Here is a 23757-nt window from a genome sequence, read left to right as displayed (position 1 = left end):
CTTCTATATGATTTATCTCTTTATATATTGCTAACTCTTCTTCTGGAATAATATCCATAGCTACAATACATTGCTTCTCGTTTGTAATTCCTTGCTGTAATACATACTCAATTTGCTCTATATAACGAGTCGCTGTTTTTTCTTCCAATTGCATTTTATTATAAGAAACCTCAAAGCAATTATTCTTTACTTCAATAAAGTTCAACTGACTATTTCTATTCTCTTTTCCTACTGTAACTGCAGGTTTCCCTCATCATATTGTAATAATACCTTTTGTACTTCTTCCATGTTTTCTAACTGCACAATTTGATCATTAATTTCTACTTTTAGCTCTTCATAAGAAAGTTCCTCTGAAATCGTAATACATAACGGATAACTACTCTGTTCCATATAATGAGGAATCACTATACATTTTTCATTACTAACATGATGTAACCATACAAAAGTAGCGACTATTATATCTAACTTACTATGTTCGATCGCTTGTATATCCTTAATTTTCATCTGCTTATATTCGTTTACTTGAAAATCCTTCGGTATCATAAGTGGTTCATAATTTTGTTGCGAAAATTGTTCATATCTCTCCACATATGAACGTTTTAAGAAAATACTCATACTGAATCCTCTCGCTCTCCATAAAATAAAGTGAAACTTTAATCAGTGGGGGTGTTCATCACCCACTGATTAAAGTTTCACTTCCAACATCCTTAAATTTATATATTATACTATTAATTAAATAAAGAAAGGTGCAGATTATATCTACACCTTATATTTTTTATTAACTTTTAAATTCTCCAATCAACTCTTGTAACTCCTGTGAAAGCCAACTTAAAGAAGTAGCTAATTCTGCTATATCTTGCACAGACATTTCTTGCTCCTTCATACTCTCTTCAACGTTACTACTACTGTTTGCATATGTATTTGCAATATGAGATAGCTCATTTACAACTTGTACAATATTTTGGCTATTTTGCAGAATATCACTTGAATTGCTAGAAACGGCTCTAACTTGATTTGTAACAGATTGTGCTGATTTTGAAATTTTCTCGAAGAATGAACCGCTACTTTGAACAAGTGTAATTCCAGACTCTACCTCTTTTGAACCTTTCTGCATTGAAACTACAGCATCTTCTGCTTCAGCCTGTGTTTCCCCTATTAATTTAGCTATATCTTTTGCTGATGCTTCTGTTTGTTCTGCTAATTTACGCACTTCATCAGCAACAACGGCAAACCCTCTTCCAGCTGCCCCAGCACGTGAAGCTTCAATGGAAGCATTTAAAGCTAATAAATTCGTTTGATTTGAAATACCTGTAATTACAGTTACAATATCACTTATTTGTTTTGATCTTGTTTCCAACGAATAAATGATAGAAGATAAATCTTGTACTGCTTTTTGAATTGAACTCATTTGATTAATAATTTGTTCAATAACTCCATTACCCTCAACCGAATGTTGCTCCATACCTTCTGAAGTAGTGGCAACTTGTTTCGCAGCCCCTGTTATTTCTTCCATCTTATGTTCCATTTCATGTACAATCCATAAACATTGTTGTACAGAAGTTTCTTGCGACTGAGCACTAGCTCTTAATCCTACAATAGAACCCGCAATCTCTTGAACTGCCATACTATTCTCCTCTGTACTTGCTGACAATTCTTGCGAAGATGAAGAAACCTGTTCTGCCGTCTGCTTCACTTTATCTATAATTCCTTTAAACTTCTCAATTGTGTTATTAAAATACGAATTAATAATACCGATATCATCTTGTCTTTCCACTAATTCAATACTTAAATCTCCTTCACCCACTTTACGTAATCCTTCACGTAAATCTTGTAATGGAGCAAGTGAATTACGTACAATCAAGAATTGAATAAAAGTCGCAATTAAAACTGAAATACAAATAAACATTAAACCTTGCATAATAAATTTCTTCTTTGTACTAGGAACAATAGACGCATCTAAATCAGCTGCAACAATTGCAACAATATTTTCTTCTCCATCTGTAATTGGCTCTAATATTGTTACCCATGATCCCAGTTCATCTTCATATATTTCCGTCATTTGTGCTTTTTTCGTGGCCATTACTTTATCGTATGCCTTCATCCAACGAACTGGTTGTTCATAATAGTCTCCTGGTTTTACTTGAACAGCATTCGCTAATTCTGTAGCCAAACCAACTACTTGAAGCTCACCTTTTGCATTTGTTTTTGCTCCAACAACATACGTTTGTCCAACACTTTTCAATTCTTTTGTAACTTCATCTAACTGCTCTGTTAATTTAGCTCTTTTTTCTTTTTGTGCCGTCGGGTTTTTCGCGACATCTCTTACTACTTCTGCCTCTAATTTATGTAATACCGTATCTCCCGTTTCAATAGACTGTCTTTCAAATATAGACATCATACTATTTTGAAACATATTAAAACTTAACGCCCCCATACTACCAACAAGCGTTAAAATAACGAGTACAGTTAACAATACATTCTTTTGAAGAAACGATAGCTTATGCCAATATTTTTTCATTCACATTACCTTCCTTAATTCAGTTAATACAAAATAATAATTTCAAAACACATCCTTTAATTGATAACCATTCTCAAATATAAACCAAAAAAAAAAAAGACCAATGAAAAAGCATTGGTCAAGACCAACCCTATCCGTCCGGTAACTGGCTAGCTTAGCCTCTCGACCTTAGCCCCTATAGTTTTGCGCCCTAATGTTTCCATAAGTTTGCCTTTCTCGCTGAACGAGTTGAACGATATGGGAGTTCTATGAGAATCAAAATATTCTCTATCAAAGATTACAACATAAAAATTAAATTGTCCACTTATTTATAGATGTAAATATAAAGTTTTAATGTATCATTTTTTCGAAATAATTTAACAAAATGCGTGAATGTTACTTTTTTTGTGTTATATAATAAAAAACGTACACAATTCAAGGATTATTTCGATTACTCATTTAATTTTCATTCAAATTAAACTATTCGAACATATCTTAACTTATGAATTCCGGAGGTAGTTTATCATGTTTTGGCTACAATTTCTTACTTTACTACTCTGCATTTTTATTGGCGCACGCTTAGGTGGAGTTGGTCTAGGAGTAATGGGTGGAGTTGGTATGGCAATACTTGTTTTCGTCTTCCACTTACAACCTACAGCTCCTCCTATTGATGTAATGCTTATGATTTTAGCAGTAATTACAGCTGCCGGTGCTTTGCAAGCTGCTGGAGGAATGGATTATCTTGTCCACCTTGCTGAGAAAGCATTACGAAAAAATCCAAAGCGCATTACATTTTTTGCTCCTATTGTTACTTATTTATTCACACTATGTGCGGGAACTGGTCATGTCGCTTATTCTGTACTTCCCGTTATCGCCGAAGTATCTCGCGAATCAGGAATTAGACCTGAACGACCAATGTCAATTGCCGTTATCGCTTCCCAGCAGGCAATTACAGCTAGTCCAATATCGGCTGCAACAGTTGCACTTTTAGCAATGTTAGCCGACTATAAAATCACCTTGTTAGATATTTTAAAAGTCAGTATCCCTTCTACTTTCATCGCTTGTATGGTAGCTGCATTCGTTGCTAGTAAAATGGGAAAAGAATTAAATGAAGACCCTGAATACTTGAAGCGATTAAAAGAGGGAATGATCCCTAAACTTGAAGAGAAAAAAGAATTTGCAGGTTCAAAAGGCGCGAAATTATCAGTTATTCTTTTCCTAGTCGCAACTTTCCTTGTTGTACTTCTCGGTTCATTTGAAACACTTCGTCCAGGATGGATGGTTGATGGGAAATTAGTTCGTCTGTCAATGCCAAACACAATTGAAATGGTCATGTTAACCATTGCTGCTCTTATTATTATTTTCTGTAAACCAAATGTGGAAAGCATTGTAACTGGTAACGTCTTTAAAGCAGGCGCAACAGCAGTTGTTGCTATTTTTGGTATCGCTTGGATGGGAGATACTTTCTTCAACGGAAACTTAAATATAATTCAAGGGTCAATTCAACACTTAGTGACAAGTGCACCATGGTTATTTGCTATCGCACTATTCATTCTATCTATTTTACTGTATAGCCAAGCAGCAACAGTTCGTGCTTTAGTGCCACTTGGACTATCACTTGGTATTCCGCCAGCATTACTTATTGCAATGTTCCCTGCAGTAAATGGATACTTCTTCATTCCAAATTACGGGACAATCGTTGCTGCAATTAATTTTGATCGCACTGGTACAACAGGAATTGGCAAATATGTTTTAAATCATAGCTTTATGATTCCTGGCCTGATCGCAACCTTTACTTCTATCGGAATTGGAATGCTCTTAATTTCAATTATGTTTTAAATAAAAGCACAAACCTACAATTTAAAAGGGTTTGTGCTTTTTTAATCAAACGTTTGTTTAAATAAAGTGAAACTTTAATCAGTGGGGGTTTTGTTCATCCCCCACTGATTATTATCCCGCAAATAGCGGGATAAACGAAGCAACTCATTTTGCGACTCTACAAACTCTTATTTACTTCCTCAGCTAATTTCTTCGTACTTTCATACGCAGATTCCGCTAAGCTAATCGCTGAAATAACTGAAACACCTTCTGCACCCGCGTCTATAACTGAAGCCGTATTTTCAATTGTAATCCCACCAATCCCAACGATCGGTATTGTAATCTCTTGTTCCCTAAAATACTTTAGACCTTTCGTTCCTTGAACCGCTTTCGTATCTTTTTTCGTGCTCGTCGGGAAAATTGGACCAACTCCTAAATAATCGGCTCCATTTTCAATCGCCCAGCGTGCTTCTTCAATTGTATGTGTAGATACTCCAATAATTTTATCTCCCATTTTTTTACGAACAGATGTAATTCCTTCATCATCTTGTCCAACATGCACGCCATCTGCATCTAACTCGAGGGCTAGTTCTACATCATCATTTACGATGAATGGTACACCATACTCCTTGCAAAGCGCTTGTAGTTCTTTCGCAAAATCAATACGTTTCTCTCCCGTTAAAGCTCCTTCTCCCTTTTCACGAAATTGAAAAATTGTTATACCACCTTCTAGTGCATCTCTCAATACTTGTAGTGGCTCCTTCGTACAATTGTTACTTCCCATAATAAAATATACTGGTAATAACCTAGACATTTCATCCATTGTAATACGCGACATCTAGTTCCCCTCCTTACTGTATAACCTCAATCTTCCCATACTTCTCAATATCATCTGAAGTCGTATTCGCCAACTGATTTAAAAATTCAATTTGGAAGCTTCCTGGTCCATTCTCTACAGTTTTCGAAGCCGCTATTTCTGCTGCTACTCCATAAAACGTTAAAGCCGCGACCGCTGCCTTCATATAATTTTTTTCAACCGCTGCAAATGCTCCTATTACAGAAGTTAATAAGCAGCCTGTCCCGGTAACTTTCGTTAAAATAGGATGGCCATTTCGAATAAGAATAGTTCGCTCTCCATCTGTAACAACATCTTCTTCTCTAGTAATTACCGCAACTGTATTTAATTCATCCGCTGCCTGTTTTGCAATATTTACAACATTACCATTTCCTGTACCAGCGTCTACACCTTTAATTTCCCATTTCTCATTAATAACATTAGCAATTTCAGCTGCATTTCCGCGGATTATCGCTAAATCTATTTCAGCTGGAATATGTCTCGCCACTTCTGTTCGATAAGAAGTTGCTCCTGCCCCAACTGGGTCAAATAATACTGGTACATGATGTTTATTTGCTGATTTCCCAGCAATGAGCATTGCTTCTACCTCTTCAGAACGAAGTGTCCCCATATTTAAAACAAGCGCGTCCGCAATGCTAGCCATTTCTGCTACTTCTTCTTTTGCATACGCCATTACAGGCGATGCTCCTAATGCTAACAAACCGTTTGCTGTAAAATTTGTTACAACAACATTTGTAATATTATGCACGAGTGGATTAGACTCTCTCATCAATTCCACGACTTTACTAATTTCTTGTACATTCATTCTTTTCATCTCCTAACTTTAATGATGGGAGATACACAAAAAGACACTTTGCGTACGCAAAGTGTCTGAACATGTGCTTTTACACTCTCCCTACGCTGGCATTATCCAACAGGTTCAAATGGTCAATGACGGGTTAGCCATACTCTCAGTTTGCATCCACAAACTCCCATGTGTTTCTTATTCATCTACTTCAGAGTCTACTCTTATTCTAGTAAAATAACAAGTTCTTTACCTTTTCACATAAAAGAGTGATAGGAAGTTCAGCCTATCACTCTTTTACATTATTATTTTAAACCTTTTGATACTTCTTTCACCATTGCTGATACAGACTCAAGTCCGCCAGCAGATAAGTACCAGTAGTTTGCATCAAGATAAACTACGTTATTGTTTTTCACAGCGTTTGTTTTACTTACAAGTTCATTTTCAACAACTTGTTTAGCAGAAGATTTACCACCAGCTACTACACCTCTATCAATTACAAATAAGTAATCAGGGTTCTTCTCAAGAATGTACTCAAATGAAAATTTATTACCATGTGTATCTGCTTTAATTTCTGGATCAACAGGTGTTACACCAAACACATCATGAATAATGCCGAAGCGAGATTGAGGTCCGTATGCACTTACTTGACCATCGTTCACTAAAATAACTAAACCTTTTTTATCGCTTTTCGTAGCTTTTTCATTTAATGCTTTCACATCTTTTTCAACTGCTGCAATTTCTTTTTTCGCTGCATCTTCTTTACCGAAGATTTTTGCTAACATTTCTGTGTTTTCTTTAAATGATTTCATGTAATCTTTTGTATCTTGTTCTACATAAATTGTTGGAGCGATTTTTTCAAATTCTTTTATATTTCATCATAAATAGTTCAAACCTTCAGCAAAACTGAATAGAACAAAGATGTATGCTATATTTAACGTATGGAAATTTGAAAGGATGTTTTTAAATATGGCAAAAAGTATTGTAATTGCTGAAAAACCTTCTGTTGCACGTGATATCGCACGTGTACTGAAATGCGATAAAAAAGGAAACGGCTATCTTGAAGGTAGTAAATATATTGTTACTTGGGCTTTAGGTCATCTCGTTACATTAGCTGATCCAGAAAGCTATGATGTGAAATATAAAAAGTGGGATTTAGAAGATTTACCAATGCTACCTGAGCGTTTAAAACTAACAGTTATTAAACAAACTGGGAAACAGTTTAACGCTGTAAAGAGTCAGCTACTTAGAAAAGATGTAAATGAAATTATTATCGCGACAGATGCTGGTCGTGAAGGCGAATTAGTCGCACGCTGGATTATCGATAAAGTTAAAATGCAGAAACCGATTAAACGTTTATGGATTTCATCGGTTACCGATAAAGCAATTAAAGATGGCTTCGCAAATTTAAAACCTGGAAAAGCATATGACAATCTATACGCTTCGGCTGTCGCACGTTCAGAGGCTGACTGGTATATCGGGCTTAATGCGACTCGAGCATTAACTACTCGCTTTAATGCCCAACTAAATTGTGGTCGTGTCCAAACACCTACTGTAGCCATGATTGCAAGCCGTGAAGATGAAATCAAACATTTCAAAGCTCAAACTTACTATGGTATCGAAGCTCAAACAGCTGAGAGATTAAAGCTAACTTGGCAAGATACAAAAGGAAATAGCCGTAGCTTTAATAAAGAAAAAACTGATGCAATCGTGAACAAAATTAGTAAGCAAAATGCTAATGTTGTAGAAATTGATAAAAAACAAAAGAAATCGTTCGCTCCTGGTCTTTACGATTTAACTGAACTACAACGTGATGCGAATAAAATATTTGGTTACTCTGCGAAAGAAACATTAAACATTATGCAAAAATTATATGAACAGCATAAAGTTTTAACGTACCCTCGTACAGATTCACGCTATATTTCATCTGATATTGTCGGAACACTTCCTGAGCGTCTGAAGGCTTGCGGAGTTGGAGAATACCGTCCTTTAGCACATAAAGTATTGCAGAAACCTGTAAAATCTAATAAATCATTTGTTGATGATAGCAAAGTAAGCGATCATCACGCAATTATTCCAACAGAGAGCTATGTAAACTTCTCAGCTTTCACAGATAAAGAACGTAAAATTTATGACTTAGTTGTAAAACGTTTCTTAGCTGTTTTATTCCCGGCCTTTGAATATGAGCAACTAACATTGCGCACGAAAATTGGTGACGAAACGTTCATCGCACGAGGAAAAACGATTTTACATGCTGGTTGGAAAGAGGTTTATGAAAATCGATTTGAAGATGATGATACAATCGATGATGTAAAAGAACAAATCTTACCTCGCATCGAAAAAGGCGATACATTAAACATAAAACTAATTGTCCAAACATCAGGTCAAACAAAAGCACCTGCACGCTTTAATGAAGCAACATTACTTTCAGCGATGGAAAACCCAACAAAATACATGGATACGCAAAACAAACAACTTGCTGACACGTTAAAGTCAACTGGTGGATTAGGTACTGTAGCTACACGAGCTGATATTATCGACAAGTTATTCAATTCGTTCTTGCTTGAAAAACGTGGTAAAGATATTCATATTACTTCAAAAGGCCGTCAGTTACTTGATTTAGTGCCAGAAGAACTGAAATCTCCTACACTAACTGGTGAATGGGAGCAAAAGTTAGAAGCTATCGCTAAAGGAAAATTAAAGAAAGAAGTATTCATTTCAGAAATGAAGAACTATACGAAGGAAATTGTTACTGAAATTAAATCAAGCGATAAAAAATATAAGCACGACAACATTTCAACGAAGTCTTGTCCAGACTGTGGTAAACCAATGTTAGAAGTAAACGGTAAAAAAGGTAAAATGCTTGTATGCCAAGATCGCGAATGTGGTCACCGTAAAAATGTATCTCGTACAACAAACGCACGCTGCCCTCAGTGTAAAAAGAAACTCGAACTTCGTGGTGAAGGAGCAGGCCAAATTTTCGCATGTAAATGTGGCTATCGCGAGAAACTTTCTACGTTCCAAGATAGACGTAAAAAAGAATCTGGAAACAAAGCTGATAAACGTGACGTCCAAAAATATATGAAACAACAGAACAAAGAAGAAGAAGAACCATTAAACAATCCATTCGCAGAAGCATTAAAGAAATTAAAATTTGATTAAACAAAAAGGTTCCTACCACTATCGGTAGGAACCTTTTGTTTTTAATGAATAATTTTACTTCCTTTTGCGTTCTCAACAAACTTTTCACTTGATTTGTTAATTGGTTTTTTCAGTAATAATGCAGCCACAACCATGATTACTACGAAAGCACTTAACACAAGTAAATCTCTAGTTACTATATCCCAAAGCATTCCACCTACTGTTTCACGAATTGCACTAATAGCATATGTGAATGGTAAGAACGGATACAGTGCTTGGAAGAACGGTGGTGTCATTTGAATTGGGAACGTGCCGCCCGATCCTGCTACTTGCAGTACCAGTAAAATAATTGCCATCGATTTCCCAACGTTTCCGAAAATAGAAACGAGTGAGTACACGATACAAACAAATACTCCCCCAATAAATAAACTAAATAACACAAACCAGAATTTATCGACTACGTACGTACCGAGTAAGAACATATCCCCCATCGATACGATAAACGCCTGTGAAAGACCTATCGTTAAGAATGTTAATAAACGTCCGAAGTAAACTTCATGGCTCTTATAATTCGCGCCCTCTTCGTGTACTTCTACCGTTAATAATGAAACCATTAATAGTGCGCCTACCCATAATGCAAGCACTGTATAGAATGGTGACATTGCTGAACCGTAGTTCGGCATCGCAAATAATTTATTCTCTTTTAAATTTACTGGATTTGCAAAGTAATCACTTTGCTTTTCAACATCATTTTTCAATAAGCGTATGATGTCTTTTATATCCTCTTCTGATTCAAAATCACGAATTTTATTTGCTAATTCTTTAATCTTTTTCTCAGTAGCTGGCATTTCAGCTTTAATATCTGCAATTTTCTTTTGACCATCTACTAAGCCTTTTGATGAGTCTTCTAGTAACTTCTTAACATCTGGAAGCTTTTTGTCTGCATCATTTAAAATTTGAGTTGTATTTTTAGACATCTCTTTTGTACGAGCAATTGCTGTGTTGAAGCCTGGTACAATTTCTGCATCATACGTCGATAATACATCTGCTAATTGAGCTGATCCACCTTTTGCTGCATTGTTAATACTTTCAATTACATCTTTTGTAGGCTTCTGCCCATTATTAATAAGTGTAATTCCCTTATTCGTTGCATCTACACCTTTTTGTAAACTACTTTTCGCTTTATTTAACTTTGCAATTCCATTATTAAGGTTTTTATCACTATTCACATCTGCTAAAACCTTATTTGTGCTTTCTAGAACTGGAATCATATCGTCAATTAAACCAATGCCAGATTGGAATTGACCATTTAAGCTATTTAAAGCTACTTTTGTTGAATCTAAACCGTTAACACCTTTATTTTGTATATCTTCTTTTGCTTTTTGTAAATCTGCTTTAGCACCTTCAAGACCATTTTTCGCTTTATCATAATCTGCTTTTGCATTATCATATGCTGCATTTGCATCAACTTTAGCTTGATCTACTGTACTAACTGCTTTTTGATAATCTGCTACAAATGTTTCATTATAATCTTTTTCAGCTCGATCGATTAAAGCATTTGTTTCATTTAATTTCTGATTGATTCCATCTCGCACATCTTGTTTTACTTCTTGACCTGTGCTAATTAAATCGTTTAAACGTTTAAAGCGATTATTTAAATCTTGTTGTCCATTCTTAATATCCGTTAAATGCTCTTTTCTTGTTTTAAAGAAATTTTGCCCAAACTCAGTTTGAGCCCCTTGCTCTAAACGAGCCATAACATCAATTACATAAGAAAGATTGTCAATGTGCGTTTGAAGATTATTAGATATAGTCGAAATATTTTTCTTAGCTATCTCTGGATCCACGCTTCCATTTTGCAATCCATCCATAACACTTTGTGCATAAGCTGTTCCTGCACGGGATGAACTTAAAACATTATTGACTGTTTGATTAATATTTTGCGCTATATTTTTATAACCATCACTATTCAACTTAGAAAGGTCCGGTCTCGCTGGGAATTCAGGCAATCCATTCATTCCAGACAAATCAGGAATGGCTAAATCCACACCCGGATTCATTAAAAAGTCAGTAAATGCAGCTGCACTATCCATAACACCTTGGGCTACTACTAAATCATTTCTTATCGTACCTGGAGCATTTTTCAATGTTTGATCTTGATTCGCAAAGAACTTATCTAAATTTGCCAATGCTTCCTGTCCATCATTTATTACACTCTCTACAACAGGTAAATCTTTTTGCGCTACTTTCACAATGTCTTCCGCTCGCGTCGCATCATCTAATGCTTTATCCACAAGTGTATTCATTTCTGGGAACTGTGCTTCTAACTTAAATACAAGATCTTTGACCTTTTCAATACTCGGTAAGTTAGTTTCTAAATCGATTCCAAGGTCATTGAAGATTTTAAAAATCTCACCGTTTGCTGTTTTAACAAAGTTTTTACTAACCTCTTCTGTAAGACCCGATGCACCTTTAGCTGTAATCTTCGGTGCAATGGCATTCACCTTTTCATTTACATAGTAATCAATTTCCGGTTTCTGTGGATTTTCATTCAAGACTGTTGCAATCTTTTCAGAAAAATCTTTTGGAATAGTAATACTTGCGGAATAATCTCCACGCTCTACTCCATAAATTGCTTGCTTTTCATCAACAAACTTCCACCCGAAATTTTTGTCCTTCTTAAGTGAATCTACAATTTCTTCCCCGATGTTAATATCTTTTCCTCTTAAATTTGATCCAACATCTTGGTTAGAAACTGCAATCTGGATTCCTTTCGTATTTCCGTAAGGATCCCAAGAAGCTTTAATGTTAAACCATGCATATAACGATGGTAAAATCATTAACCCTAAAACAATAACAATTGCAGCCCAATGTTTGGCTACATTCCGTAAATCTGTCTTATAAATACGCCAAATCTGTTTCATATAAGCAATCACCTAATTATATATTTTTCTTTCTTTAGAAAATGATACATGCATTTTGCAATTATATCACTTTCTACATCGTGGATTAAACGAAAACATACTATTTTTCCCATTAAATATTTCACTTACTTCATTATATAACGAAGTTAAAAAAGTATGCATACAAAATGACCAAATTAGTTTTACATTCAATAATAACAAATATATAGGAAATGTCATAAAAAATACAAGTATTTTCTCTTGGGAATACTTGTATTTATCAAAAAACCCTCCCAGCTTTTCATTATCTGTGAGGGTTTCTTCTATTATATATCTAATTGTACTTCTACACCGAAATGATCAGAAATTACATTTCGATTTGTTCCATTAAAAATGACTTTTGAAGAATTAACTGTTTTACTTTGATTGCTTAATATTAGGTCGATTCGTAATTTCTGTTTATTTTCATCCCAACCAGCAATCTCTCCTTGGACAGTTGTTCCTTCATCCTTCTCTATCGCTAGTTCATATGTGTCATATAAACCTTTTTGCATCGTATACTCATAACCCTCTCCTTCCAAACGAGCATTGTTATTAAAATCACCCATTAAGAAGAAAAGTTCATTGCTATTTACACGCTCCATTAAACGATCAACTTGGTCTTTGAATGATTCTTCTTCATCATTCCACCAACCGAGATGGCAAGAATAAAACGTTATATTCTTATCATTATAAGCAATTGTTGCACTTACAATTTTGCGTGTTTTCCAATACGTTGTATCCTTATTTTTTGAGACAAAGAACGTATCTTCCTTTACAATGTTGTGCTTTGTTATAATTGCTAATCCTTCTTCGTACACATCATATCCAATATGAGAGGAATCCCAAATAATATTGTATTCTTTTACGTTTAATGCTCTTAACTCTTCTAGCAGTAAAAGTCCAAAATTATCTTTTTTCTTGTTACCGCATACATTTTCAGCTTGTATAGACTGACTTACTTCTTGTAATGCGATCACATCATAATCTTCTTCTTGAATTGCTTTAGCAAGATACTTTATTTTTTCAATTTGATTCTCTTCTTGCCAAGAGTGACAATTTAAAGTTAGCAATTTCATATTATTACGCACCTAACATATCTTGAATGTCTGACTTTAATACGTCAGCTTTCGGGCCATATACGGCTTGTACACCTTTATCTTTAACAATAAGTCCTAAAGCACCATTTTGTTTCCATTGTGCTTCTGGTGCAACAACATCTAAATCTTTTACTGTTATACGTAAACGTGTCATACAAGCATCTACGTCAGCAATATTATCTTTTCCGCCCAATAAATCAATAACTTTTGTTGCTAATGAACCATCTTGTACATTTCCTGTTCCTTCTGATGACTCATCTTCATTATCAATATAGTTACCTGCACGTCCTGGTGTTGGTAAATTGAATTTTTTAATTAAGAAATTGAATAACGTAAAGTTAAGACCGAAGAACACTAATGAAACAATGACAAAGTTAATTAAATCTCTTGTTAATCCTGCATTGACCATCATTGGTGTACGTGTAATTAACTCAATAAATCCAAATGCATGAACACGTAAATCAATTAAATCTACTAATGCGAATGCAAGTCCTGTTGTAATTGCATACACAACATATAATACTGGCGCAATAAACATGAACATGAATTCAATTGGTTCTGTTACACCTGTTAAGAATACTGCTAATGCAGCTGATAAGAACATTGGTTTATATTTTGCACGTTTTTCCTTATCAACATTACGGAACATCGCAAATGCAATCCCCATTAACGCTGCTGTTGAGCCGATAACTTGTCCAGCTTTGAAACGAGCTGGTACAACGTTATTTAATAAATCGTTATATGCTTTCGTATCTCCATTTGCTAATAAGTTATTTAAATCTGTAATCCATGCAAGCCATAATGGGTCTTGTCCTGCTACAACTTGTCCAACTTTTGAACCAGTTAACATCGTATATGTTCCGCCTAGCTCTGTGTAGTTCATCGGAATCGTTAACATATGATGTAATCCAAACGGTAATAATAAACGTTCTAACGTTCCGTATACAAACGGTGCAACAATTGGTGCACTGTCTTTAGATGCTGCAATCCAGCGACCAAATTCATTTAATCCACTTTGGATAAATGGCCATACAAGTGATAATACAATCGCAGTAACTGTAGACCATACAATTACAACGAATGGCACGAATCGTTTTCCATTAAAGAATGCTAATGCCTGTGGCAGTTTATTATAGTTATAGTATTTGTTATATAAAGTAGCTCCTAGGAAACCTGTGATAATCCCTACGAAAACTCCCATGTTTAATGCTGGTGCACCAAGTACAGAAGTAAAGTAATCTTTTACAAGTAAATCTCCTGCTAATGATGAAGAAACTGTCGCTTTTGAATCCGCTAACATTTGAGCGTTTACGCCAAAAATAGCTCCTGTAATTCTGTTTGTTAAGACGAATGCTAACAGTGCTGCAAATGCACCACCTGCGCGATCCTTCGCCCAAGATCCCCCAATTGCTACTGCGAATAAAATGTGTAGGTTTGTAATAATTGCCCAACCGATGTCTTCCATTACTCGAGCAATTGTATGAACTGCGTTAATATCCCCAGCAGACATCCCAATTAACTTACCGATCGAAATCATTAAGCCCGCTGCCGGCATTACAGCTACAACAACTAACAATGCTTTCCCGAACTTTTGCCAAAAATCAAAAGACGTAATTTTCATCTGTTCTTCCTCCCCTTTATTTATAACAACATAATGATTTAAATTATAATTTCTGTTTCTCTTATGAAAACGATTCCTTCTTTTTTTGTTACGCAACCGTTTTCATAAATCTATTTTAATAAAAGCGTTTTCACATTGCAATAGAAATTTATTTTTTTTCATAAAAAAAGATGCTCCAAGAGCATCCTTTTTTATTATGAAATGCGATAAACCCTTGTTTCATAAGGTTTTAACGTGATTGTAGTTAATTGATCATGATCGGAAACTTTATAGTTATTTAAAAGCAAACGTTTGCGTTCTAGTGCAAATTTCTCCTCATTATACACTGCTTCCTCTTTCGAGATATTACTAATAACAATAATTTTTTCATCGTTTAATGTACGAGTATATGCGTAAATTTGCGGATTATCTTCTAAAAGTAAATCATACGTACCATAATTTAATACATCGTTCTCTTTTTTCAAGGCAATCATTTTTTTATAGAAATTGAAAATAGATCCCTCTTCATTTTTCTGCTTTTCAACATTAATTTCTTCATAATTTGGATTCATGCCAAACCAAGGTGTTCCCGTTGTAAAGCCAGCATTACTTTCAGCACTCCACTGCATAGGTGTACGTGAATTATCGCGGCAAGAAGCCCATATAATTTCCATCATATCTTGATGCGATACTCCTTCTGCAATTTTCTCACGATATAAATTTTTAACTGCTACATCATCATAATCTTCAATATTTGGGAACTGAACATTTGTCATACCAATTTCTTGTCCTTGATAAATAAACGGTGTGCCGTGCATAAAGAAATACATCGCACCTAAAGCCGTTGCACTTTCACGCCAATATTCTTTATCATTTCCCCAAGTAGACACAATACGTGGCTTATCATGATTTTCAATGTATAAAGCATTCCATCCCTTATTTTCTAAACCTTTTTGCCACTTTGTTAATACTTTTTTCAACTCAACAACGTCAAGATCTTTCTTCTTTTCTGCATCCCATAAGCTTAAATGCTCAAACTGGAATACCATATTGAATTTACCGTTCTCTTCTCCAACCCAAAGATCAGCATCTTCAACTTTCACACCATTTGCTTCTCCAACAGTCATAATATCGTATTTAGCAAATGTATTTTCTTTTAATTCTTCTAGTAATGGCTGAATACCATCTACATTCATATGTTTGTCAAAAGAAGGCACATACTTTAACCCTTTTGGGTTTGGCATATCCTGTAAACCATCTTCTTTTTTTATGTGGCTAATCGCATCAACGCGGAAACCATCAATACCTTTATCAAGCCACCAATTAACAGTATCATATAAAACTTCACGAACTTCTTTATTCTCCCAGTTTAAATCTGGTTGTTTACGCGAGAATAAATGTAAATAATATTGCTCTGTCACTTCATCATATTCCCATGTAGAACCATTAAAGATACTTTCCCAATTGTTTGGTTCCGCGCTGTCTTTACCATCATGCCAAATATACCAATCACGTTTCGGATTGTCTTTAGAAGAACGTGACTCAATAAACCACGGATGTTCATCACTTGTATGATTAATAACTAAATCAATAATAAGCTTCATATCACGCTTATGAACTTCATCTAGTAATGCATCAAAGTCTTCCATCGTACCAAATTCATCCATAATATCTTGATAGTCACTAATATCATAACCATTATCGTCATTAGGTGATTTATACATTGGACAAATCCAAATTACATCTATACCTAAATCTTTTAAATAATCCAGTTTTGCAATAATACCTTGTAAATCTCCAATACCATCACCATTTGAATCCATAAAGCTACGTGGATAAATTTGATAAGCGACAGCTTCTTTCCACCATGTCTTATTCATACTAATTCTCTCCTTTTGCATCCCATCGGATTTTTTATGCAAACGTTTTCGTAACACTATCATAACAAAATATGAATAGTTTGCAACTGTTTTCATTGAACTCTATGTAGATTCCTGATTCTTATGCTTTATTTATTTCTCACAAAGATAAAGTGGAACTTTAATCAGTGTGGGCTGTCCATCCCCCACTGATTATTAGCCCTTACCAATCGGACTTTTACGAGCAGCCCTATCTTCTTGCTTCAGCCGGATTGTCTTACAGCTCGGCAAATAACGGGATAAATCTAATCCTTCTCCTCTTCTCTTCCATGCGTGTTAAATATACTCTTCATATACTAATACAAGCTCATATTATTTCAGAAAGGAGATATAAATTGAAACAAACAAAATTAACTGGTCGTATCGTCGTTCCCTCGGATCCTGAGTATGACATAGCCCGAATAAATTTAAATTTAAGCATTCCAAAATTCCCTTGTATTATTGTTTTTTGTCAAAATAAAAATGATGTGTGTAACGCCTTAAAATGGGCACGTGAGCGTCATATACCATTTCGCTTAAGAAGTGGACGTCATAGCTACGAAAACTTCTCTCTTTTAAATGGCGGGCTTATTATTGATGTGAGTGAAATGAAGCAAATTACGGTTAGTACAAGGAAATTAACAGCAACAATCGAAGCTGGTGCAAATCTCGGAACTGTTTATAAAGAACTTTGGAAATATAGTGTTACAATACCAGCTGGCACAAGTGCAAGTGTCGGAATTGTGGGGTTAACACTCGGCGGTGGCATTGGCATGCTTTCACGCTTATTTGGACTAACATGTGATCAATTAGTAGAAGTCGAAATGGTACAAGCGTGCGGAAAATTTGGTGCAAAAATCATTCGCGCAAATGAACGAGAAAACTCTAGCCTGTTTTGGGCATGCCGCGGCGGTGGGGGTGGGAATTTCGGGATTGTTACTTCCTTAACTTTTCGAGTCCATCCTATAAAAAACGTCTCAATTTTCTCGCTTACATGGGAATGGGAAGACTTTATTGCTGCATTTCAAGCTTGGCAAAACTGGGCACCTTATATAGATGAACGTCTCACTTCATCAATTGAATTATTCTCCAAACAACGAAATAAAATCGAGGTTAAAGGTGAATTTGTTGGCTCTCCCTCTGAACTCTATCCTCTATTATCTCCTCTTCTTGAAACTGGTAACCACTCTCTCTTTATAGATGAAGTTCCTTATATAAAGGCTGTTCAATTCTTTAATAGTGGTAATATCCCTGAAAAATTTAAGCGCTCTGGTTCCTATGTATATAAAACGATTCCCCTTAAAGGCATTCAAATCATGCAACATTTTCTTTCTCATGCACCAAATAAAGATGCGAGTATTTGGCACCAATCACTCGTAGGTGCTGTGGAAAATATTTCTTCGAATGAAACAGCTTATTTCCACCGCAAGGCAATTATTGCTCAAGAATATATTACTTCTTGGAAATGCAACGATGAAGAAAACCGAAATATACGCTGGGTTAAAGATTTACGGGAAAGCTTAGATCCTTACACACTGGGAGACTATGTCAATTGGCCCGATATCGACATAAAAAATTGGCAAACTAGTTATTATGGCTCTAATTTTCAAAGGTTGCGTAAAGTGAAGACAGCATATGACCCTTGTAATGTTTTTCGTTTTCAACAAAGCATTCCTCCTTCCCATACGTAAAAAGGAAGAACAGAATTCTGTTCTTCCTTTTTACATTGAAAATCGTTCAATTGTTTGTTTCAAATCAGCTGCTTGCTTCTCTAAATCCTTTAATAATCGATCAATTATTACCATATTTTTAGACTGTTGGAGAGTCACACGTGCCACTTCTTGTGAACCAGCTGATGTTTCCTCAGCAATTGCTGCTACAGCCTTCGTCTGTGCTCCTGTTTGATGTATGTGACTCACTTGTTCGTTCATATAGCTACTAATTTGCTTAGTTGCATCGGCAACTTCCATAATACTCGATGACATTTCTTTTAAAATTAATTCAGTAGCTTCTCCTCGTTTTGCCTCTTCTTTAGCTGTTTTCACTTGCTCCGTCATTTTCAATGCGACTTGTTGCACTTCTTCCTGCATATTCCGTAATAATTGCGATATATTTCTGGCAGAATGATCACTTTCATCAGCAAGTTTACGTACTTCTTCAGCTACAACTGCAAAGCCCCTTCCATGCTCTCCAGCACGAGCTGCCTCAATAGAAGCATTTAATGCTAATAAATTCGTTTGACTAGCAATCTCACTCACAACAGAAACAATATGTTCTACTTGTTTCATTCGTTCTTCTAACTTCTGTACATTTTGCATCGAATCTTCATTCTCTTTTGCCAATGTTTGAATGCCTTGAATTAAAGAAGTAAAGACACGTGTACTTTGTCCTAAAGCTTGAACCATTTCTAAAGACAACTCGTCGGACTTTTTTGCTTTTTCTTCTACTTCACTCGCAATAGAGGTTGTTGTATCGACAGTTGAAACAATCGCCTGAATGGAAGCTGCTGATTGCTCGGCGCCAGAAGAAATCTCTGCAAGAGTTTCAGACACACCGCGTGCTTGCTTTGTCGCTTCCCCTGTTTGTTTTCTAATTTGCTGAACTTGATTATTTGTATACGAAAATGTAGTATCAATATTTTTTACCATACCTCTTAAGTTCTCGAGCATCATATTAAATGCAACACTTAAAGATTTAATCTCATCATCTACTTTTGGCAACGGGACATCTTCACGAATATCACCATCAGCCGCTTTCCTTGCTGCTTCTTCCAACTTTCGAAGTGGTTTAATTAAAAATATTGCTGCCCCATACGCTAAAATTCCAGACCATACTACACCTAATAACATAACGATAATATTATAAACAGTTTGACTTACATAACTTTGAAAATAATCATATATAACGTAAATAAAAAATAAACTTGTTGAATATGTAATTAAAGCTAAAACTGTAGTAAATAGCATAAGCTGTATACGTAAACCAAAGGAAAATGTCTTCCTTTCTTTTTCCATCTCTTCTTTCCCCCTTCTTATAAGCAATATAAGTGCTACCTATATATTATTATCCATATTTTCGTTATAGAAAGATATAGAGATTTTAAAAATCATAATTCCCTTGAATATCAAATTCCGTCAAAAAAATAAAGGATTCTGACAATTTATGACTAATAACAGAAATAAGGGGCAACATTTGTAAAATATATTTTTGACTGGGGGTTTTGTATGATTCAAGTTCGAAATCTAGTAAAATCATTCGGCTCACTTGATGTTTTAAAAGGAATTGATTTAGAAGTAAAAGAAAAAGAAGTTGTTGTTTTAATCGGCGCCAGTGGTTCCGGCAAAAGTACATTACTTCGCTGTCTTAACTTTTTAGAAATGTACGATGAAGGTGAAATTCACTTACAAGGTGAGCGAATTGATCCAAAGCATTCAAATTTAAACAAAGTCCGTGAAAATGTCGGTATGGTTTTTCAGCACTTTAACCTATTTCCTCATATGACCTCACTAGAAAACATCATAGAAGCACCTATTCACGTAAAAAAATTGGAGACAGCAAATGCAAAGGAGATTGGAAATCAACTTTTGCAAAAAGTCGGCCTACAAGATAAAGCAGATGTAACTCCCCACCTCCTGTCAGGTGGTCAAAAACAGCGCATTGCCATTGCGCGAGCTCTTGCTATGAATCCTAAAATTATGCTATTTGATGAACCCACCTCAGCCTTAGACCCTGAACTTGTTGGAGAAGTATTGCAAGTTATGAAAGAACTTGCTGAAGAAGGAATGACCATGGTTATTGTTACTCATGAAATGAATTTCGCAAGAGATGTGGCTGATCGCGTTATCTTTATGGATGACGGGAAAATTGTAGAGGATGCTTCACCAGCGCAATTTTTTTCCGCTCCATCGCATGAACGGGCAAAGCAATTTTTACGCAACGTTTTATAATGTAACTTCTGTTTCAAATGAAAAGAAATACATTCATACGGTGCACAACTAATTGTCCAAATAAAATATCTCAGTAACATACTTAAAACCATCCGTATGATCAATATATAGGAGGGGTTTTATGAAAAGAAAACTATTAACCATTGTTGCGAGTATTACATTATGTACATCCTTCATACTAGGAGCCTGTAGTAAGGAAAGCTCTACCACTTCATCTAATGGTCAAAAAGAATTTCGTTATGCGATGAGTGGTTTATACAAACCTTTTAACTATAAAGAAAATGACGGGAAACTTGTCGGTTTTGATGTAGAAATAGGTGAAGCTCTCGGGAAAAAGATGGGAATGAAACCTGTTCCTGTTACAAATCCTTGGGAAACATTGATTCAAGGTCTACAATCAAAAAAATATGATGTGATATTAGGAAGTATGGCAATTACAGAAGAACGATTAAAAGCCGTGAATTTCTCAAATCCATATTATCGCTCTGGTGCACAAATTTTTGTAGCTAAAAAGAATACATCTATCTCTTCTCCAGAGGACTTGAAAGGGAAAAAAATAGGTGTTGTAAAAGCAAGTACTTTCAAAACCCTTGTTGCAAAACATACAGATCAAATTACAGAATATGATAGTGATATTACTGCACTTATGGACTTAGAACCAGGACGTGTAGACGCAGTTATTACTGATCAAATGGTTGGTCTTCGTATGATTAAAGAAGGTAAATCAAATATAAAAGAAGCTGGAAAACCGTTAAACCTTGATGAAATGGGAATTGCTATTCATAAAGACAATAAAGACATGGTCGAAAAGGTAAATAAAGCGCTAGATGAAATCATTAAAGACGGCACGTATGAAAAGATTAGTAAGAAATGGTTTGGGCGTAATATTCTTGGAGACGAGGCAAAAACAAAGTAAATTAGCCATTTAGAGATTTCATAAATTATGCCCCACCTTGTATGTGGGGCATTTCATTCCCTACTAAAATCCATACAATATGAGGTGACACATATGTTTGAAATTTTTATCTCTACCTATCCCACACTCTTAAAGGCTACTATTGTCACATTACAATTAACATTAACATCCCTATTACTCGGTTCACTAATTGGATTACTAGTCGCTTTCTTTCGAATCTCTAACAATAAGGTTTTAAATAGTATTGCTCATGTATACATCGCCATTATTCGTGGTACACCTTTAATTGTTCAAATTGCCATTCTCTATTTTGGGATTACATCCGTTGTTGTTTTTACCCCTTTTTGGGCAGGAGCAATTGCTTTAGCAATTCATAACGGTGCATATATTACTGAAATTTTCCGCGGATCAATTCAATCCGTTGACCGGGGACAATTAGAAGCTGCTCGCTCTTTAGGTATGCCTTACCCTTTAGCGATGCGCCGGATTATATTACCACAAGCATTTCGTCTGTCTCTTCCTCCTCTAGGGAATCAGTTTATCATAGGATTAAAAGATTCTTCACTCGTTGCTTATGTAGGATTGTCCGAATTATGGGGATCCGGTTTATCAATTGCCGCAGGTAACTTCCAACAATTAGATACATACATAATCGTTGGTCTATACTATCTCGCACTAGTTCTTCTATTTACTTATTTTGTTAGTCTTCTAGAAAAACGACTACAACGGAAAGAAAATAACTCTGTCCACGTCAAGACAAAGAACAAGAAAGAAGTTTCTTTATAACAAAAAGCAAGCTCTAAGAGAGCTTGCTTTTTCATCGTAAAATATATCTATTATTGATTTGCTTTTTTTATAGTCTCTTTTTCCTCTATATGTTCCTCACGATATGAAATATTATGAGGATCCAATCCATTTCCTAAAGAACCATAGAAATGCTCCCTATGCGGATCAACTAATTCACTTCCGTGATAATACACACGTGGTGTATTCCAAAGTGCTGCCAATGCTTTTGTCATCGGCATTTCGTGATAGCGTTCCGGCCACATTTCTTTAATTTTATCTTTTACTAATGGATAGTATTTAGAACTCATAGCAGGAAACAGATGATGTTCTGTATGGTATGAGAAATTGAAATGTAAAACGTCTACCCAGCGCGGTACTGTTACTGATAAACAGTTTGCTAACGGATCATTTACTGGAACAATTGGATTTAAGCGGTGATTTGTTGCGATATACGCCATTACAATAAAGTTAGCAATTAACAACGGAATCACGTATGCAAAGAACCACTTTGTAGGTCCCATAATAAACAATAAACTAATCCAAACTGTCCAGGGCAAAAGAAGTTGAAGCCATACAGATTTTTGATTGGATGACTTAAATTCTTTTATAAAATGAAAGAACATTCGAGTCGAATGTAACGTAAATTGAATTGTTAGTGACAGGAAACTAAAGAATGAACGTACATGAAGAGGCATGCGATATACCCAACTCAAAAACTTACTCTTTTTCAGTTTCTCAAATGTCGGCCATGCATCTGGATCATTCTCTTCATGCTGTGTGTGAACATGATGCGTTGCATTATGCCACTTTCTCCAAAGTTTTGGGCCAGTTGATAATGGCATAAATGCTATCGCACCTAAAAAATCACGAAGCCATGCCTTTCTTACAACTGTTCCATGTAAAATTTCATGTCCTAAAAATCCAAGTGAAGCAAAACATAATCCAAGAACAATTGCAATTCCTAGATTTGCCCACACATTCAATTCAAATACACCGATCGTTATTAAACCAGCCAATGCCACAAGTAAATAAGCCAGTCCACCAAATAAACGATTAGGAACTGGTTTAAATGCTTTTTTCGGCAAATGTGGTGATACACGCGCTGCATACCACCCAAACGTATGAAGCTCCTTCATCCTTTTGCCCCTTTCTTATGCCGCGCCCTGCGCAACTTGCATATATTAATTCTTGCTTCCAGATTGATTTTACTACGTGATCCAAAAAGCATTTATCATAAGGAAAATATACTCACTCTATCGTCACTTATTTTTCCGCTTTTATTATCAATGAAAAACATTTCTCTTTTTACTCTCTATCAACCTTTCCACATGATGAATCATAACAATAGAATTTCTATATTGTCAACAACTTTTATGACCTAGTAATAAAAGTTGGTTATATTTTTATAATTATACTTTATTCCACTAAAGAAAAAGCATAGATTTCATAAGGCTTTATCCGCTATATGTACA

Annotated in this window: 16 protein-coding genes, 2 pseudogenes and 2 riboswitches; of the genes and pseudogenes, 6 read left to right on the top strand and 12 right to left on the bottom strand. The window is 35.4% G+C overall.

Going from position 1 to position 23757, the window contains the following annotated elements; translation table 11 throughout:
• Nucleotides 1-228: 228 nt before the first annotated feature.
• Together AB3X48_RS06420 and AB3X48_RS06415 are read right to left on the bottom strand one after the other, a co-directional pair.
• Nucleotides 229-615, bottom strand: a complete 387-nt coding sequence (locus tag AB3X48_RS06420) for a hypothetical protein (protein ID WP_367959090.1) — start codon at nucleotides 613-615, stop codon at nucleotides 229-231.
• Nucleotides 616-778: 163 nt separating this feature from the next.
• Nucleotides 779-2518: a methyl-accepting chemotaxis protein gene (locus tag AB3X48_RS06415; protein ID WP_016103430.1), complete on the bottom strand. Its 1740-nt coding sequence runs from the start codon at nucleotides 2516-2518 to the stop codon at nucleotides 779-781.
• A gap of 137 nt (nucleotides 2519-2655) precedes the next feature.
• A riboswitch (cyclic di-GMP riboswitch) is annotated at nucleotides 2656-2740 on the bottom strand.
• 282 nt (nucleotides 2741-3022) lie between these two features.
• Between AB3X48_RS06415 and AB3X48_RS06410 the strand changes: the two genes are divergently transcribed.
• On the top strand, nucleotides 3023-4336 hold the full coding sequence (locus tag AB3X48_RS06410) for an anaerobic C4-dicarboxylate transporter family protein (protein WP_193656450.1): 1314 nt from the start codon (nucleotides 3023-3025) through the stop codon (nucleotides 4334-4336).
• A 157-nt stretch (nucleotides 4337-4493) separates the two neighbouring features.
• Here AB3X48_RS06410 and thiE read toward each other — a convergent pair whose 3' ends face one another.
• From thiE to AB3X48_RS06395, 3 genes and pseudogenes are all read right to left on the bottom strand, one after another.
• Nucleotides 4494-5153, bottom strand: coding sequence for a thiamine phosphate synthase (gene thiE / locus AB3X48_RS06405; RefSeq protein WP_088098668.1), 660 nt, complete (start codon nucleotides 5151-5153; stop codon nucleotides 4494-4496).
• A gap of 13 nt (nucleotides 5154-5166) precedes the next feature.
• On the bottom strand, nucleotides 5167-5976 hold the full coding sequence (gene thiM, locus AB3X48_RS06400; protein ID WP_256416098.1) for a hydroxyethylthiazole kinase: 810 nt from the start codon (nucleotides 5974-5976) through the stop codon (nucleotides 5167-5169).
• 70 nt (nucleotides 5977-6046) lie between these two features.
• Nucleotides 6047-6156: riboswitch (TPP riboswitch) on the bottom strand.
• A 104-nt stretch (nucleotides 6157-6260) separates the two neighbouring features.
• Nucleotides 6261-6824, bottom strand: a pseudogene (locus tag AB3X48_RS06395) (siderophore ABC transporter substrate-binding protein); the annotation flags it as partial.
• Nucleotides 6825-6924: 100 nt separating this feature from the next.
• Here AB3X48_RS06395 and topB point away from each other — a divergent pair.
• Complete coding sequence (gene topB / locus AB3X48_RS06390; RefSeq protein ID WP_016103425.1) at nucleotides 6925-9117, top strand: DNA topoisomerase III; 2193 nt, start codon at nucleotides 6925-6927, stop codon at nucleotides 9115-9117.
• A 41-nt stretch (nucleotides 9118-9158) separates the two neighbouring features.
• Here topB and AB3X48_RS06385 read toward each other — a convergent pair whose 3' ends face one another.
• The 4 genes from AB3X48_RS06385 to AB3X48_RS06370 all read right to left on the bottom strand — a co-directional run bounded on the left by AB3X48_RS06385 (nucleotide 9159) and on the right by AB3X48_RS06370 (nucleotide 16618).
• Nucleotides 9159-12020: a YhgE/Pip domain-containing protein gene (locus AB3X48_RS06385; protein ID WP_367959086.1), complete on the bottom strand. Its 2862-nt coding sequence runs from the start codon at nucleotides 12018-12020 to the stop codon at nucleotides 9159-9161.
• A gap of 305 nt (nucleotides 12021-12325) precedes the next feature.
• Nucleotides 12326-13117, bottom strand: a complete 792-nt coding sequence (locus tag AB3X48_RS06380) for an endonuclease/exonuclease/phosphatase family protein (protein WP_016103423.1) — start codon at nucleotides 13115-13117, stop codon at nucleotides 12326-12328.
• Between the two features lie 4 nt (nucleotides 13118-13121).
• A complete protein-coding gene (locus AB3X48_RS06375) occupies nucleotides 13122-14759 on the bottom strand; it encodes a PTS transporter subunit IIBC (protein WP_016103422.1) in 1638 nt (545 codons plus the stop codon).
• A 194-nt stretch (nucleotides 14760-14953) separates the two neighbouring features.
• Entirely contained in the window at nucleotides 14954-16618 is a 1665-nt protein-coding gene (locus AB3X48_RS06370) for a glycoside hydrolase family 13 protein (RefSeq protein WP_088098664.1), read from the bottom strand.
• 374 nt (nucleotides 16619-16992) lie between these two features.
• Here AB3X48_RS06370 and AB3X48_RS06365 point away from each other — a divergent pair, with 374 nt between their 5' ends.
• On the top strand, nucleotides 16993-18327 hold the full coding sequence (locus tag AB3X48_RS06365; RefSeq protein WP_088098663.1) for an FAD-binding oxidoreductase: 1335 nt from the start codon (nucleotides 16993-16995) through the stop codon (nucleotides 18325-18327).
• A 30-nt stretch (nucleotides 18328-18357) separates the two neighbouring features.
• Here AB3X48_RS06365 and AB3X48_RS06360 read toward each other — a convergent pair whose 3' ends face one another.
• Both AB3X48_RS06360 and AB3X48_RS22060 read right to left on the bottom strand, forming a co-directional pair.
• Nucleotides 18358-19284 (bottom strand): methyl-accepting chemotaxis protein, encoded by a 927-nt coding sequence (locus tag AB3X48_RS06360; RefSeq protein ID WP_423747629.1) that lies wholly within the window; start codon nucleotides 19282-19284, stop codon nucleotides 18358-18360.
• A 15-nt stretch (nucleotides 19285-19299) separates the two neighbouring features.
• Nucleotides 19300-19485 (bottom strand): annotated as a pseudogene (locus AB3X48_RS22060) (HAMP domain-containing protein); the annotation flags it as partial.
• A 375-nt stretch (nucleotides 19486-19860) separates the two neighbouring features.
• Here AB3X48_RS22060 and AB3X48_RS06355 point away from each other — a divergent pair.
• The 3 genes from AB3X48_RS06355 (at nucleotide 19861) to AB3X48_RS06345 (ending at nucleotide 22285) form a co-directional block, all read left to right on the top strand.
• On the top strand, nucleotides 19861-20583 hold the full coding sequence (locus AB3X48_RS06355; protein WP_002113623.1) for an amino acid ABC transporter ATP-binding protein: 723 nt from the start codon (nucleotides 19861-19863) through the stop codon (nucleotides 20581-20583).
• A 121-nt stretch (nucleotides 20584-20704) separates the two neighbouring features.
• Complete coding sequence (locus AB3X48_RS06350) at nucleotides 20705-21499, top strand: ABC transporter substrate-binding protein (RefSeq protein WP_070138681.1); 795 nt, start codon at nucleotides 20705-20707, stop codon at nucleotides 21497-21499.
• Nucleotides 21500-21592: 93 nt separating this feature from the next.
• Nucleotides 21593-22285: an amino acid ABC transporter permease gene (locus AB3X48_RS06345; RefSeq protein WP_070169811.1), complete on the top strand. Its 693-nt coding sequence runs from the start codon at nucleotides 21593-21595 to the stop codon at nucleotides 22283-22285.
• A 50-nt stretch (nucleotides 22286-22335) separates the two neighbouring features.
• Here AB3X48_RS06345 and desB read toward each other — a convergent pair whose 3' ends face one another.
• Nucleotides 22336-23421 (bottom strand): Delta(10) desaturase DesB, encoded by a 1086-nt coding sequence (gene desB, locus AB3X48_RS06340; RefSeq protein WP_088098661.1) that lies wholly within the window; start codon nucleotides 23419-23421, stop codon nucleotides 22336-22338.
• Between the last annotated feature and the right edge of the window lie 336 nt (nucleotides 23422-23757).

The sequence above is a fragment of the Bacillus sp. S4 genome, assembly GCF_040838205.1.
GTDB classification, from domain to species: Bacteria; Bacillota; Bacilli; order Bacillales; family Bacillaceae_G; genus Bacillus_A; species Bacillus_A cereus_U.
The sequence above is the reverse complement of the archived record's forward strand: the minus strand, read 5'-3'. Positions and strand labels throughout refer to the sequence as shown.

Bases quoted from the DNA above. Each gene is read 5' to 3' on its own strand.
- AB3X48_RS06370 (WP_088098664.1), bottom strand. From the start codon at position 16,618: ATGAATAAGACATGGTGGAAAGAAGCTGTCGCTTATCAAATTTATCCA.
- topB (WP_016103425.1), top strand. From the start codon at position 6,925: ATGGCAAAAAGTATTGTAATTGCTGAAAAACCTTCTGTTGCACGTGAT.
- AB3X48_RS06380 (WP_016103423.1), bottom strand. From the start codon at position 13,117: ATGAAATTGCTAACTTTAAATTGTCACTCTTGGCAAGAAGAGAATCAA.
- desB (WP_088098661.1), bottom strand. From the start codon at position 23,421: ATGAAGGAGCTTCATACGTTTGGGTGGTATGCAGCGCGTGTATCACCA.
- AB3X48_RS06375 (WP_016103422.1), bottom strand. From the start codon at position 14,759: ATGAAAATTACGTCTTTTGATTTTTGGCAAAAGTTCGGGAAAGCATTG.
- AB3X48_RS06345 (WP_070169811.1), top strand. From the start codon at position 21,593: ATGTTTGAAATTTTTATCTCTACCTATCCCACACTCTTAAAGGCTACT.
- AB3X48_RS06415 (WP_016103430.1), bottom strand. From the start codon at position 2,518: ATGAAAAAATATTGGCATAAGCTATCGTTTCTTCAAAAGAATGTATTG.
- thiM (WP_256416098.1), bottom strand. From the start codon at position 5,976: ATGAATGTACAAGAAATTAGTAAAGTCGTGGAATTGATGAGAGAGTCT.
- AB3X48_RS06420 (WP_367959090.1), bottom strand. From the start codon at position 615: ATGAGTATTTTCTTAAAACGTTCATATGTGGAGAGATATGAACAATTT.
- AB3X48_RS06410 (WP_193656450.1), top strand. From the start codon at position 3,023: ATGTTTTGGCTACAATTTCTTACTTTACTACTCTGCATTTTTATTGGC.
- thiE (WP_088098668.1), bottom strand. From the start codon at position 5,153: ATGTCGCGTATTACAATGGATGAAATGTCTAGGTTATTACCAGTATAT.
- AB3X48_RS06350 (WP_070138681.1), top strand. From the start codon at position 20,705: ATGAAAAGAAAACTATTAACCATTGTTGCGAGTATTACATTATGTACA.
- AB3X48_RS06355 (WP_002113623.1), top strand. From the start codon at position 19,861: ATGATTCAAGTTCGAAATCTAGTAAAATCATTCGGCTCACTTGATGTT.
- AB3X48_RS06385 (WP_367959086.1), bottom strand. From the start codon at position 12,020: ATGAAACAGATTTGGCGTATTTATAAGACAGATTTACGGAATGTAGCC.
- AB3X48_RS06360 (WP_423747629.1), bottom strand. From the start codon at position 19,284: ATGGTAAAAAATATTGATACTACATTTTCGTATACAAATAATCAAGTT.